The 13,450-nt window shown below is 64.3% G+C and carries 11 protein-coding genes and 1 pseudogene; 7 read left to right on the top strand and 5 right to left on the bottom strand.

All coding sequences use genetic code 11. The annotated features are described in order from the left end of the window. From rhaS to EN884_RS07015, 6 genes are all read left to right on the top strand, one after another. A partial coding sequence (gene rhaS, locus EN884_RS07040) for a rhamnose ABC transporter substrate-binding protein (protein WP_128360510.1) occupies positions 1-883 on the top strand: 883 nt, incomplete at its 5' end. An 84-nt stretch (positions 884-967) separates the two neighbouring features. Beyond that, positions 968-2,509 (top strand): sugar ABC transporter ATP-binding protein, encoded by a 1,542-nt coding sequence (locus tag EN884_RS07035; protein WP_063170033.1) that lies wholly within the window; start codon positions 968-970, stop codon positions 2,507-2,509. Next, positions 2,506-3,480 (top strand): ABC transporter permease, encoded by a 975-nt coding sequence (locus EN884_RS07030; protein WP_013533601.1) that lies wholly within the window; start codon positions 2,506-2,508, stop codon positions 3,478-3,480. Before EN884_RS07035 ends, EN884_RS07030 begins: the two co-directional genes overlap by 4 nt. Continuing rightward, a complete protein-coding gene (locus EN884_RS07025) occupies positions 3,477-4,472 on the top strand; it encodes an ABC transporter permease (RefSeq protein ID WP_063170032.1) in 996 nt (331 codons plus the stop codon). The genes EN884_RS07030 and EN884_RS07025 overlap by 4 nt, the downstream gene beginning before the upstream one ends. Then, a complete protein-coding gene (rhaM, locus tag EN884_RS07020; RefSeq protein WP_024503130.1) occupies positions 4,472-4,789 on the top strand; it encodes an L-rhamnose mutarotase in 318 nt (105 codons plus the stop codon). Before EN884_RS07025 ends, rhaM begins: the two co-directional genes overlap by 1 nt. Continuing rightward, positions 4,786-6,162 carry an FGGY-family carbohydrate kinase gene (locus tag EN884_RS07015; protein ID WP_063170031.1) on the top strand — a complete coding sequence of 459 codons (1,377 nt, stop codon included), beginning with the start codon at positions 4,786-4,788 and terminating at the stop codon, positions 6,160-6,162. The genes rhaM and EN884_RS07015 overlap by 4 nt, the downstream gene beginning before the upstream one ends. Here EN884_RS07015 and EN884_RS07010 read toward each other — a convergent pair whose 3' ends face one another. The 3 genes from EN884_RS07010 to galE form a co-directional block, all read right to left on the bottom strand. Next, entirely contained in the window at positions 6,163-7,989 is a 1,827-nt protein-coding gene (locus EN884_RS07010; RefSeq protein ID WP_063170030.1) for an alanine racemase, read from the bottom strand. A 1-nt stretch (position 7,990) separates the two neighbouring features. After that, positions 7,991-9,241 (bottom strand): D-amino acid dehydrogenase, encoded by a 1,251-nt coding sequence (locus tag EN884_RS07005; RefSeq protein WP_063170029.1) that lies wholly within the window; start codon positions 9,239-9,241, stop codon positions 7,991-7,993. A 106-nt stretch (positions 9,242-9,347) separates the two neighbouring features. Next, on the bottom strand, positions 9,348-10,343 hold the full coding sequence (galE, locus tag EN884_RS07000) for a UDP-glucose 4-epimerase GalE (RefSeq protein ID WP_063170028.1): 996 nt from the start codon (positions 10,341-10,343) through the stop codon (positions 9,348-9,350). 268 nt (positions 10,344-10,611) lie between these two features. Here galE and hemA point away from each other — a divergent pair, with 268 nt between their 5' ends. Then, positions 10,612-11,889, top strand: coding sequence for a 5-aminolevulinate synthase (gene hemA, locus EN884_RS06995; protein WP_063170463.1), 1,278 nt, complete (start codon positions 10,612-10,614; stop codon positions 11,887-11,889). Between the two features lie 72 nt (positions 11,890-11,961). Here the strand turns inward: hemA and EN884_RS06990 are convergent. Together EN884_RS06990 and EN884_RS06985 are read right to left on the bottom strand one after the other, a co-directional pair. Continuing rightward, a pseudogene (locus tag EN884_RS06990) lies at positions 11,962-13,127 on the bottom strand (pyridoxal phosphate-dependent aminotransferase). Between the two features lie 112 nt (positions 13,128-13,239). Next, the coding region (locus EN884_RS06985; protein ID WP_206617563.1) for an MscL family protein at positions 13,240-13,450 on the bottom strand (211 nt) is incomplete at its 5' end.

Genomic DNA, 13,450 nt, shown 5'->3' with positions numbered 1-13,450 from the left:
CGGCTTCTTCGATGCCGCCAACAAGGGCGCCGAAGAGGCGGCCAAGGAACTCGGCGATGTCGACATCATCTACACCGGCCCGACCAAGGCGACCGCCGAAGCGCAGATCGAAGTGGTCAATTCGCTGATCGCGCAGAAGGTCAACGCCATCGCCATTTCGGCCAATGACGCCGACGCTCTGGTGCCGGTGCTGAAGAAGGCCATGGAACGCGGCATCACCGTCATCTCGTGGGATTCGGGCGTCGCCAAGGAAGGTCGCCAGCTTCACCTCAACCCGTCCGACACCGGCCTGATCGGCGAGACCATCATCAAGCTCGCCGCCGACCACCTGCCGGAAGGCGGCGAGGTCGCCATCCTGTCGGCCTCCTCGACCGCGACCAACCAGAACGCCTGGATCGACGCGGCCAAGAAGATCCTGCCGGAGAAGTTCCCCAAGATCAAACTCGTCGCCACCGTCTACGGCGATGACGATTCGGCCAAGAGCACCGACGAAGCCAAGGGCCTGTTGAAGTCCTATCCGAACCTGAAGGCGATCATCGCGCCGACCACCGTCGGCGTCGTTGCCGCCGCCCAGGTCGTCACCGACGAGAACCTGATCGGCAAGGTCAATGTCACTGGTCTCGCACTGCCGTCCGAGTTCAAGAAGTTCATCGACAACGGTTCCAGCCAGGCGGTTGCCCTGTGGAACCCGATCGACCTCGGCTACTCGGCCGTCTACCTCGCCCATGATCTGGCGGTGAAGAAGGAAGAGGCCAAGCCCGGCGCCACGCTGTCGATCGGCCGCGTCGGCAAGGTCACGCTCGACGACACCAACTCGGCTGCAATGGCTCCGCCCTTCCAGTTCGACAAGTCGAACATCGAAAAGTTTTCCAAGATCTATTGATCTGGAGTTCTCTAGAGCTGACGCGGCGGGGCTCACGTCCCGCCGCGGCTTTAAACGAACCTTGTTTCAGGGCTTGATACGACTATGGACACGACAGCCCAACACGGCGCGGTGAAGGAGCGGCCTCCGGCCCCGGCTCCACGCCTGACGCTGTCCGGCATCTCCAAGAGCTTTCCCGGCGTGCGCGCGTTGCACAATGTCAGCCTGTCGCTCTATCCGGGCCAGGTGACAGCGCTGATCGGCGAGAACGGCGCCGGCAAGTCGACGCTGGTCAAGATCATGACCGGCATCTACCAGCCCGACGGGGGCACGATCAGCATAGACGGCCACGCCGTCACCCTGCCCAGCGCGCATGCCGCCTTCGGCCATGGCGTCACCGCCATCCACCAGGAAACCGTGCTGTTCGACGATCTGAGCGTCGCCGAAAACATCTTTCTCGGCCACGCGCCACGCACGCGTTTCGGCACCATCGACTGGCGCACGATGCGCAAGAATGCGCGCGAAGTGCTGGACACCATGCATGCCGGCCATATCGACGCCGACGCGCGGCTGAAGGACCTCGGCATCGCCAACAAGCATCTGGTCGCGGTTGCGCGTGCCATGTCGATCGACGCGCAGATCGTCATCATGGACGAGCCGACCGCCGCGCTTTCCATGAAGGAGATCGAGGAGCTCTTTTTGCTGATCGAATTCCTCAAGAGCGATGGCAAGGCGATCCTGTTCATCAGCCACAAGTTCGACGAGATCTACCGCATCGCCGACCGCTACACGGTGTTCCGCGATGGCGAGATGGTCGGCGAAGGCCTGATCAAGGATGCCGGCCAGAGCCAGATCGTGCGCCTGATGGTCGGCCGCGCGGTCGATCACATCTTCCCGCAGCGCAAGGCCGAGATCGGCGCACCGGTGCTCTCCGTTTCCGGCCTGTCGCATCCGACCGAATTCAACGATATCGGCTTCGAACTGCACAAGGGCGAGATCCTCGGCTTTTACGGCCTTGTCGGCGCCGGCCGCAGCGAGGTGATGCAGGCGATATCGGGCATCACCCGCACCTCAGCCGGCACGATCACGCTGGAAGGCAAGACGATCGCGCCGAAATCGGCTGCGGATTCGATCGATGCCGGCATCGTCTACGTACCGGAAGAACGCGGCAAGCAAGGCGTGGTGATCGGCCTGCCGATCTTCCATAACGTCTCGCTGCCTTCGCTCAAGCGCACGTCGAAATCCGGCCTGCTGCGGCTGTCGGAGGAGTTCGATCTGGCCCGCTCCTACACCGAGCGACTCGACCTCAGGGCCTCTTCGCTCAGCCAGGATGTCGGCACGCTGTCGGGCGGCAACCAGCAGAAGATCGTCATCGCCAAATGGCTGGCGACGTCGCCCAAGGTGATCATCCTGGACGAGCCGACCAAGGGCATCGACATCGGCTCGAAGGCCGCCGTGCACGGCTTCATGGCCGAGTTGGTGGCGCAAGGCCTGTCGGTGATCATGGTGTCGTCCGAGCTGCCCGAAATCCTCGGCATGTCCGACCGTGTCGTGGTCATGCGCGAGGGGCTAGTCGCGGCGGTCTACGACAACAAGGGGCTGGACGCCGAGACGCTGGTTCGGACGGCAGCGGGGATCGCGGCATGAAGGCTTTCCTCAAATACCGCGAAATCTGGCTGGCTGCTGCCATCATCGTCTTGATCGGGCTGATCTCGACGCGTTTTCCGGCCTTCGCCGATCCGGCCAATCTGCGTCAGGTGTTCAACGACACCTCGATCCTGATGATCCTGGCGCTTGGCCAGATGGTGGTCATCCTGACCCGGTCGATCGACCTGTCGATGGCGTCCAACCTCTGCTTCACCGGCATGGTGGTGGCGATGCTGAACGCCGCGCATCCGGCGATCCCGATCCCGCTGCTGATCGTCATTGCGCTGGTCGTCGGCCTGGTGCTCGGCGCCATCAACGGCCTTTTGGTCTGGCGGCTGAACATCCCCTCGATCGTGGTGACGTTGGGCACGCTGACCATCTATCGCGGCGCCACCTTCGTCCTGTCCGGCGGTGCCTGGGTCAATGCCGACAAGATGAGCCCGGAGTTCATCGGCTTCCAGCGCGCGGCCTTCCTCGGCATTCCGGTGCTGTCGTGGATCGCCATCCTGGTCATTGCGCTGTTCTTCGTTGTGATGACACGCACCGCGCTCGGCCGCTCGATCTACGCAATCGGCGTCAACCCGACGGCGTCGGTCTATGCCGGCATCGATGTCGGCCGGACGAAATTCATCGTCTTCTGCATCTCCGGCATGATTGGCGGCCTGTCGGGCTATCTCTGGATCTCGCGCTACGTGATCGCCTCGGTCGAGGTCGCCAATGGCTATGAGCTCAACATCATCGCCGCCTGCGTCATCGGCGGCATCTCGATCGCCGGCGGCATCGGCTCGGTCGGCGGCGCGGTATTAGGGGCGCTGTTCCTCGGCATCATCTCCAACGCGCTGCCGGTCATCAACATCTCACCCTTCTGGCAGATGGCGATTTCGGGCAGCGCAATCATTCTGGCCGTCGTGCTCAATGCGCGCGGCGAGCGCCAGCAAGGCCGCATCATCCTCAGAAAGGTGGAGGCGTGACCGACAGCCCTGCCCCGCGCCACATTCCCGACCGGCTCGACAAGCCGCTGCGTTCGGCGATCTTTTCCTGGGAAGCGCTGCTGGTCGTGGTGGCCGTCGCCATCTTCGCCATCAACAGCTTCGCCTCGCCCTATTTCCTCGATCCGTACTCGCTGTCCGATCTGACCTTCAATTTCACCGAGAAGGGCCTGATCGCCTTCGCCATGGCGCTGCTGATCATCTCGGGCGAGATCGATCTGTCGGTGGCCGCCATCATTGCGCTGGCGTCGACCATGATGGGCATGGCGGTGCAGGCCGGCGCCGGCACGCCAGTGCTGGTGGCAATCGGCATCGTTGTCGGGCTCGGCTGCGGCGCCTTCAACGGTCTGCTGGTGACAAGGCTCGGCCTGCCCTCGATCGTCGTCACCATCGGCACGATGAGCCTGTTTCGCGGCATCGCCTTCATCATCCTCGGCGACCAGGCCTACAAAGGCTATCCCTCAAGCTTCGCCTTCTTCGGCCAGGGCTATGTCTGGTGGGTGGTGTCGTTCGAGCTGGTGCTGTTCCTGATCGCGGCTGTCGTCTACTGGTTCCTCTTGCACCGCACGAGTTTCGGCCGACGCGTCTTCGCCATCGGCAACAATCCGGTCGCTGCGCAATTTTCCGGCGTGCGCGTCGGCCGCACCAAGTTCATCCTGTTTTGCCTGACCGGGCTGATGTCGGGCATCGCCTCGGTGCTGATCACCTCGCGCCTCGGTTCGACGCGGCCCTCGATCGCGCAGGGTTATGAACTCGAAGTCATCACCATGGTGGTGCTCGGCGGCGTCAGCATCCTCGGTGGCGCCGGCAGCATTCTGGGCGTCGTGCTCGCCGCCTTCATCATGGGGCTGGTGACCTTCGGGCTCGGCCTGCTCAATGTGCCGGGCATCGTCATGTCGATCTTCATCGGCCTGCTGCTGATCATCGTCATCGCCTTGCCGATCGTCTGGCGGCGGCTGCGCGGAGGGCGTTGATGGCCGAGAAATACGCGTTCAAGATGAAGCTGAAGCCCGGCATGAAGGCAGAGTACAAGAAGCGCCATGACGAGATCTGGCCGTCGCTGGTCGCGCTGCTGAAGCAGGCCGGCGTCTCCGATTATTCCATCCATCTCGACGAGGAGACCAATATCCTGTTCGGTGTGCTGTGGCGGCAAGACGACCACCGCATGGACGAATTGCCCGGGCATTCGGTGATGCAGCGCTGGTGGGCCCACATGGCCGACATCATGGAAACCAGGCCGGACAACGAGCCGGTGGCCGTGAAGCTGGAAACAATGTTCCATATGGCATGACTGCGATGCGCCACATCGCCGTCATCGACATAGGCAAGACCAACGCCAAGGTGGCGCTGGTCGACCTCGCTGCGTTGAGCGAGGTGGCGCTGCGCCGCATGGCGAATGCGCCGGTGCGGCAGGCGCCTTACCCACATCACGATGTCGAGGCCTTGTGGGCATTCATCCTCGAAAGCCTTGCCGGCCTCAACCGCGAACAGCGCATCGACGCCATTTCGATCACCACCCATGGCGCGACCGGCGTGCTGGTCGACGCGGCGGGTGAACTGGTGCTGCCGGTGCTCGACTATGAGTTCGACGGCCCCGACGGGATGGCCGAGGATTACGACGCGATCCGCCCGCCTTTTGCCGAGACCGGCACGCCGCGCCTGCCGCTCGGCCTCAATCTCGGAGCACAATTCTTCTGGCAGCAGAAGAGCTTCCCGGCGGAATTCGCCAGGGCCGCGGCGCTGCTGATGTACCCGCAATACTGGGCCTTGCGCCTGACCGGCATCGCCGCCAACGAGGTCACCTCGCTCGGCTGCCACACCGACCTGTGGAACCCGTGGACAGCGGATTTTTCATCCCTGGTCGAGAGGCTGGAGTGGCGAAGCCTGACGGCGCCGGTGCGGCCAGCCGGGGACCGCCTCGGCCCGATCCTGCCCGCTGTTGCGGTGCGAACCGGACTCGATCCGCAAACGCCGGTGTTCTGCGGTCTGCATGATTCCAACGCGTCGCTGCTGCCGCATCTGCTGTCCGACAAACCGCCTTTCTCGGTGGTCTCGACCGGCACCTGGGTGGTGTCGATGGCGGTCGGCGGCAAGCAGATTGTGCTGGATGCGGCGCGCGACACGCTGGTCAATGTCAACGCGCTCGGCGATCCCGTTCCCTCTGCGCGCTTCATGGGTGGCCGCGAGTTTTCGGTGCTGACAAAGGATCAGCCGGAGCCGTGGACCGAGGATGATGTCGGCGCCGTGCTGGCGCGAAAGATGCTGCTGCTGCCGTCGACCCAGCAAGGTTCGGGGCCGTTCCCGCACCATGCCGCGGCATGGCTCAACGCCGACGGCATCAACAAAGGCCAGCGCTTTGCCGCCATCTCATTCTATCTGGCCCTGATGACGGCGACCTGCCTCGACTTGATCGGTGCCGACGGCCCGACCACGGTCGAAGGCCCCTTTGCCCGCAACCGGCTCTTTGTCGGCATGCTGGCGGCAGCCACGGCGCGCGCCGTGGTTGCGTCGGAGGCCGCCACCGGCACCAGCATCGGCGCGGCGCTGCTGGCATGCGATCGGCCGGCGACGCACGGCAAGGGCGAAAGAATAGAACGGCCTATAGACCCAGCATGGGTCGACTATGTCAGCGCATGGCGGGCGGCAGTGGAAGTGCAGGGCTGATCAGAGAATCCGTTTGCCGAAGGCAGACATGACGAAGTTGACCGCGTCGGTGCCGATCCGCGGCTCCAGATCCGCCGTCAGGCCCGAAACATCCATCGACAGCAAGCCGCCGGAGAGCGCGATCGCCTCCATCGCCTGATGTGTTTCGCGCACGGTCAGCCCACCGGAGCCCGCAGCCCAGCCGGCGAATTCGGTCGCGGTCGGCGAATAGCTGACATGAAAGCCTTGCGTGCCTGATGTGGCGATACGGATCGCTTCATGCATCAGGTCGCGCATGCCCATGGCGTCGATATCGGTCATGGTGAAGGCGGAGACGCGCGAATCCTTCAGCACCCGCGCCTCGGCCGGATCGGCGTGGCGCAAGCCGACGATGACGACATTCTCCGGCGACAGTTGCGGCTGCAGGGCGCCCGCCTTGTGGTCGAGGCCAAGCGATCGCGCCAGGACCGAGCCTTCCGGCAGGTCGATGCCGTCCTCGTCCTCAGGCATCAGGGCGGCGATGGAATCGATCCAGATCAGGCCGAAGGAATGCGTGGCGCGCGCCGTTGCGGTCAGAGCCTTATGCGCGACGCGACGGTCGGTGCCGGCGGCCAGCCGGATCAGCCCCGATGGCGGCCGCTCGACATCGGCGAGTTCCACGACATCGAAATTCATCGCCTCCAGCCGCGCGCCGGTGCCTTCCCGGGCCAGGATGCCGGCAGCCCCCGGCCCGGCGGAGATCTGCACCATCTTGCGGCCGGAAAAATCCTCGACATCGTGCATCGGGGCCTTCTCGACATATTCCGAGGTCATCGCCAAAAGCATGGCGCCATAGCTCATGCGGAAGGCGACGCGGTCGCCGACGGCCAGCGGCGGGTCGGCATCGGCGACATCCAAAAGCAGATGGTCGCTGGAGGCGCCCAGCACCCGGATCCCCCTGGCGATCGGCGTCAGCCCCTCGACCAGCACGTCCTCTCGGCCGATATTGGCGATGGCGCGCAGCCTATCGCCCTCGTCGGGGAAGACCGGCTGGTTGCCGAAGGCGTCGTAGCCCGATTGGCCGATCGGCCGTGACGGCTTGAGCTTGACCTCGATGATGTCGCTGGTCAGCCGGCAGGCATCGGGCTCGAGCTCGGCCCATGGCACATCGCGGAAGGTTTCGACGCCACCTTGCAGGATCGCCTCGCCGACGCGCAGATTGTTGATGCCGGCCGGAAGCCTGCCTTCGAGCAGCAGCGGCAGCGACGACGAGGCGCCGCCGGAAATCACGTCGAGGCTTTTGCCGGACAGGCGCTCGGTCTTGTAGGCATGGGCGACGAGCTGCCCAAGGTTTTCCGGCGTCGGCATGATGGCGCCGAAGCAGCCGAGATTGGTGCCGATGCCGGCGATGCGCACGCCCTTGAACTGCAGGATCTGCTCAACCGTGGGGATCAGGTCGTTCGGCCAGATGCCTTCGCGGAGATCGCCGAGATCGATCATCAGCATGATGTCGTGGACGCGGCCCATGCGCTCGGCGATGCGCGAAACTTCGCGGATGGTGGCGAGTTCCGATTGCAGGCTGATGTCGACGGTGCGCACCACCTCCTCGACCCGCGCCATCGGCGGGCTGCGCAGCAGCATGATCGGTGCGTTGATGCCGCTGTCGCGCAGCCGGCGGATGTTCTCGAAACGCGATTCGGCGATGCCGGCGACACCGCCGCGCAGCATGGCGCGTGCCACTTGCGGCATGCCGCAAGTGCCCTTGGTGACGCCGAACACTTTTATGCCCGACAGCGCGCAGCGCTCGACGATGGTGCGCGCGTTGCGCTCGATGCGGCCAAGGTCGATGGCGACTTGCGGTCCCGACATCCTAGCCCCCGTAAACCAGCCCCTGCGGGTCGATCTCCGGCTTGCGGCCCGAAACGAGGTCGGCGAGGAATTTTCCCGAACCGCAGGCCATCGTCCAGCCGACATGGCCGTGGCCGGTGTCGAGATAGAGATTCTTGTAGCGCGCCTGGCCGATGACCGGCACCGAGTTCGGCATCATCGGGCGCAGACCCGCCCAGAACACAGCCCTCTTCTCGTCGAAGGCACCCGGGAAAAGATCCTTGCCGGTGCTGATGATCGTCTTGAAATCGGCGGGCTTGAAAGTGCGGTCGAAGCCGGTGAATTCGGCCGTCGAGGACATCCGCAAGCGGTTGCCCAGCCTTGAATAGCCGATCAGCCGGTCCTCGTCGGCGCCGCCCATGGTCGGTCCCCTGCTTTCGTCCTCCAGGGGAATCGTCGCGGTATAGCCTTTTACCGGATAGACAGGCAGGTCGATGCCGTAACGGCGCCCGAGCAGGCCGCTTTCCGGCCCCATCGAGATGACAACCGCATCGCCGGCGACCGGGCCGGCCGAAGTCATCACCGCGCGCACCCGGTCGCCCTCGATGTCGAGGCCTTCGACTGTCGTGCCGAACAGGAATTCGACGCCGAGCTTCTCGGCCGCATAGGCGGCCAGCCTGTCGACAAACTGCTTGGAATCTCCGGTCTGGTCGGTTGGCGAATAGACGCCGCCGGCAATCTTGTCCTTGACGCCGGCAAGGCCGGGTTCCAGCTCGACCAGCCGGTCGCGGCCGACGATTTCGATCGGCAGGCCGTGCTTGGCAAGATAACGGTAATTGTCGGTGCCGGTGTCGAGGCTCTTTTGCGAGCGGAAGAAATAGAGAATGCCCTTCTTGCGCTCGTCGTAATGGATGCCGGTCGCTTCCGAAAGCGCATTGATGCAGTCGCGCGAATAGAGCGCGAGCCTGAGCTTGATGTCGGTGTTGGCGCGCAGGCGCGCCACCGTGCACTGGCGCAGGAAACGCAGGCTCCAGGCGAGGAAATAGGGATCGAGGCGCAACCTGACCTTGATGCCGAGATCATGGTTGTAGAGCCCGCGCAGGAAGGTCTTCAAAGCCGCCGGCGAGGCCCAGGCGGTGGCGTCACCCGGTGACACCAGGCCGGCATTGGACTGGCTGGTGCCTTGTGCCGCCGCCGGATGGCGCTCGATCACCGTCACCTCATGGCCGTCGCTGGCCAGATAATAGGCGGCCGCCGTACCGACGACACCGGCCCCGAGCACCGTTATTTTCATGCCATCCCCCCAAGATCTCCTCGCGGCGCCGCGCGTCCGCGCCTTGCCGCGAACGCCTTCAATAGCGCTTCACTGCCCGGCTTGCGAGCCCTTGGGAGAACCCGGCTCAGCCGCGCGCGGAGTTCTTGCCGGTCAGGATGCGCTCCCAGGCGAGCGCATCGGCGACGATCTGGTCGAGATCGTCGCGTTGCGGGGTCCAGCCGAGCTCGGCGCGGGCGAGATCCGAATTGGCGACAACCGCCGCGGCGTCGCCAGGGCGGCGATCACCCATCTTCACCTCGAAATCATGGCCAAAGGCGCGGCGCACGCTGTCGATGACCTCCAGCACCGAATAGCCATGGCTGTAGCCGCAATTGGCGACGAGGCTCTGTCCCCCGGCGCGCAGCCGCTGCAAAGCCAGGCGATGCGCCGCCGCCAGGTCGCTGACATGGATGTAGTCGCGCATGCAGGTGCCGTCCGGCGTAGGATAATCGGTGCCGAACACCTGCATGAACGGCCGCTTGCCGAGTGCCGTCTCGCAGGCGACCTTGATCAGATGGGTTGCGCCCGGCGTCGACTGGCCGGTGCGGCCCTTCGGGTCGGCGCCGGCGACGTTGAAGTAGCGCAGCGCCGTATAGCGCAGGCCATGCGCGATCGACGCGTCGCGCAGCATCCACTCACTCATCAGCTTGGACAGGCCATAGGGCGATTCCGGCGCCAGGCGGGCGTCCTCGCGCACCGGCTCCAGCCCGGCGCCGCCGTAGACGGCGGCGGTCGAGGAAAAGATGAAATTGGGCACGCCTTCGCGCACCGCGGTTTCGATCAGCGTGCGCGTCTTCGAGGTGTTGTTCTCATAATAGCCGAGCGGGTCGGCGACCGATTCCGGAACCACGATCGAGCCGGCGAAATGAATGATCGCGTCGACCTTGTTCTCCCTGATGACCGCGCCGACCAATTCCTTGTCGGCGACATCGCCGACGACCAGCTTGGCCTCCGGCGCCACTGCCCATTCGAAACCGGTGGAAAGACGGTCGAGAACGACCACGCTTTCGCCGGCATCCAGCAGCTCCCAGACCATATGGCTGCCGATGTAACCGGCGCCGCCTGTCACCAAAACTGTCATCCGCGTCCTCGCTTATCCAAGATTTATCGGAAACTGTCTCAACCCCGCTCTACTGGAAAGCCCGCCGCATGGCCATTGGAACCCCCTGGTAACCGGCATTGCCGGCCAGTGGCATTGTCCTGAAACAAAGTTCATCCACATCAAGGGAATAGGCCACGATCCGCGGTCGTTAGGAACAGGTCCGGGGCGTGGCATTTTGACCAAAAAGGCCAGGTGGACGACCAACGGGCCAATGATTATGATCCCGCGCAAAAATTGGGAAGTCGACATGAACTATCAGCGGTTCTTCGAGGAAGCGATCGACCAGCTCCATGCCGAGCGTCGCTACCGCGTTTTCGCCGACCTCGAGCGGATCGCGGGCAAGTTCCCGCGCGCCATCTGGCGTTCCAATGGCCGTGCCGAGGAAATCACCGTCTGGTGCTCCAACGACTATCTCGGCATGGGCCAGCATCCCGACGTCATCGCCGCGTTCCAGAATACCGCTGGCAAGATGGGTTCGGGCGCCGGCGGCACCCGCAACATTTCCGGCACCTCGAACCCGCTGGTCGAGCTTGAGGTGGAGCTTGCCGATCTGCACGACAAGGAAGCGGCACTGGTCTTCACCTCCGGTTTCGTCTCCAACGAGGCCTCGATCTCGACCATCGCGAAGCTTTTGCCCAACTGCCTGATCATCTCGGACGAATTGAACCACGCCTCGATGATCGAAGGCGTGCGGCGTTCCGGCGCCGAAAAGAAGATCTTCCGCCACAATGACGTGGCGCATCTGGAAAGCCTTTTGCAGGCGGCGGGGCGCGAACGTGCCAAGCTGATCGTCTTCGAAAGCGTCTATTCGATGGATGGCGACATCGCGCCGATCAAAGAGATCGTCGAACTCGCCGAGCGCTACAACGCCATGACCTATATCGACGAGGTCCATGCCGTTGGTATGTACGGGCCGCGCGGCGGCGGCATCACCGAGCGCGAAGGCCTGGCCGACCGCATCGACATCATCGAAGGCACGCTGGCCAAGGCATTCGGCACGCTGGGCGGCTACATCACCGGCACCAGCGCTGTGATCGACGCCGTGCGCTCCTATGCGCCGGGCTTCATCTTCACCACGGCACTGCCGCCGGCGATCGCTGCCGCCGCGGCCGCTTCGATCCGCCATCTCAAGCGCTCGCAGGCCGAGCGCGACGCCCAGCAGCAGCAGGCCGCGAGAACCAAACACATCCTGTCGGCCGCCGGCCTGCCGGTGATGGATTCGCCGACGCACATCGTGCCGCTGCTGGTCGGCGATCCCGAGGCCTGCAAGATGGCCAGCGACCGCCTGCTCGGCGTGCACGGCATCTACATCCAGCCGATCAACTACCCGACCGTGCCGCGCGGCACCGAGCGGCTGCGCATCACGCCAACGCCGTTCCATTCCGATGCGCTGATCGCCGAATTGCAGGATGCGCTGGTCGAGACCTGGGATGCGCTCGGTATCCCCTACGGCTCCGCCGGTCGGCCTTCGGTGGCCAAGAGCGACCGCATCATTCCATTGCTGGTGCCCAAGTCAGGCGGCTGATGCCGTTTGGAACTCTACTCCGGCGGCCATCTGGCTCGCCGGAGCGATTTCAATTCGGGCTTCGTCAGCGGCTCAGGCGTTCTTCATCCACTTCGCCAGCCGGTGTGCCGCTTCCTCGATCTGGTCGAGACGGCGGTGGAAGCACAGCCGCAAAAACGCCTCGCCGCCGGGGCCGAAAGCGGTGCCTGGCGCCAGGCCGACATTGGCCTTGTCGACGATGTCGAAGGCAGCGGTGCGTGAATCGGTGATGCCCTCGACGGTGAAAAACAGATAGAACGCGCCCTGCGGCACCGTAAACCCAGCGCGGCCGGTGGCGCCGAGGATGCCGCAGACAAGGTCGCGCGCCTTGCGCGCCCGCTCCACCTGTTCGGCGACGAAGGCGTCGCCCTCGTCAAGGGCGGCGACCGCACCGCGCTGCATGAACTGGGCGACGCCGGAGCTCGAATACTGGATCAGGTTCTCGAACACCTGCTGCAAGCTCGGATGCGTCTTGATCCAGCCGACGCGCCAGCCGGTCATCGCCCAGTTCTTGGAAAAGGAGTTGACGTACAGGATACGGTCTTCCGCCGACGCTATGTCGAGGAAGGACGGCGCGCGGCCGTGGCCGTAGTGGAACAGTGAATAGATCTCGTCGGCGATGATCCAGAGGTTTTTCGCGCGCGCCAGAGCGAGGATCGCCTGCAAGGTCTCGTGATCGGCGGTCCAGCCGGTCGGATTCGACGGCGTGTTGATGAACAGCGCCTTTGTGCGCGGCGTGATCGAAGCGGCGATCTTCTCGACGTCGCAGGACCAGCCATTGCCGGAATGATCGAGCGTGACCGCGACTGGAACGGCTCCCGCTATCCCTGCTGCGGCATCGAAATTCGGCCAGGCCGGCGACAGGTAGACCACCTCGTCGCCGGCGCCGGCGAGCGCGTCGAGCGCCAGCTGGATGGCATGCATGCCGGAGCCGGTGACGATGAATTCTTCCTCCGGGAAATTCTTGCCGAAATGCCTGGCATAGTAACGGGAGAGTGCCTGCCTGAGATCGGGGATGCCCCTTTGCCAGGTGTAGAATGTCTCGCCGCCGGCCAGCGCCTTCGACGCGGCATCGGTGATGAAGGCTGGCGTCGGCAGGTCGCCTTCGCCGGCCCAGAGCGAATCATGCCTTCGCGCAGGCGGCCGTAATTGACGACGGCGACAATGCCACTTTCGGGTGCCGCACGGGCCTCGGTGCGCAAGCTGTCGATCAGGGTCATGGGCGGATCCGTTTTTGGTCTGCGGTTTTCGTCAGCGGTCCTTACCAGATGCGAAAACAGAAAACCCCGGCCGCCAACGACCGGGGTTTTGGTCCAGCAATGCTGCCCGTGGTCAGCGCCTGGCGAGCAGATCGCGAATTTCGGTGAGCAGCGCGACGTCGGCTGGCGGCGGAGCCGCCGGTGCAGCGGGCTTCTCGCGCTCAAGCCGCTTGCGCATGTTGTTCACCGCCTTGACCATCAGGAAAATGATGAAAGCGAGGATGAGGAAGTTCAACGCGACAGTGATGAAGCTGCCGTAGGCAAAGACCGCGCCTTGCTTCTTG

It is taken from the genome of Mesorhizobium sp. M7A.F.Ca.AU.001.01.1.1 (assembly GCF_004022735.1).
GTDB classification, from domain to species: domain Bacteria; phylum Pseudomonadota; class Alphaproteobacteria; order Rhizobiales; family Rhizobiaceae; genus Mesorhizobium; species Mesorhizobium ciceri.
The sequence above is the reverse complement of the archived record's forward strand: the minus strand, read 5'-3'. Positions and strand labels throughout refer to the sequence as shown.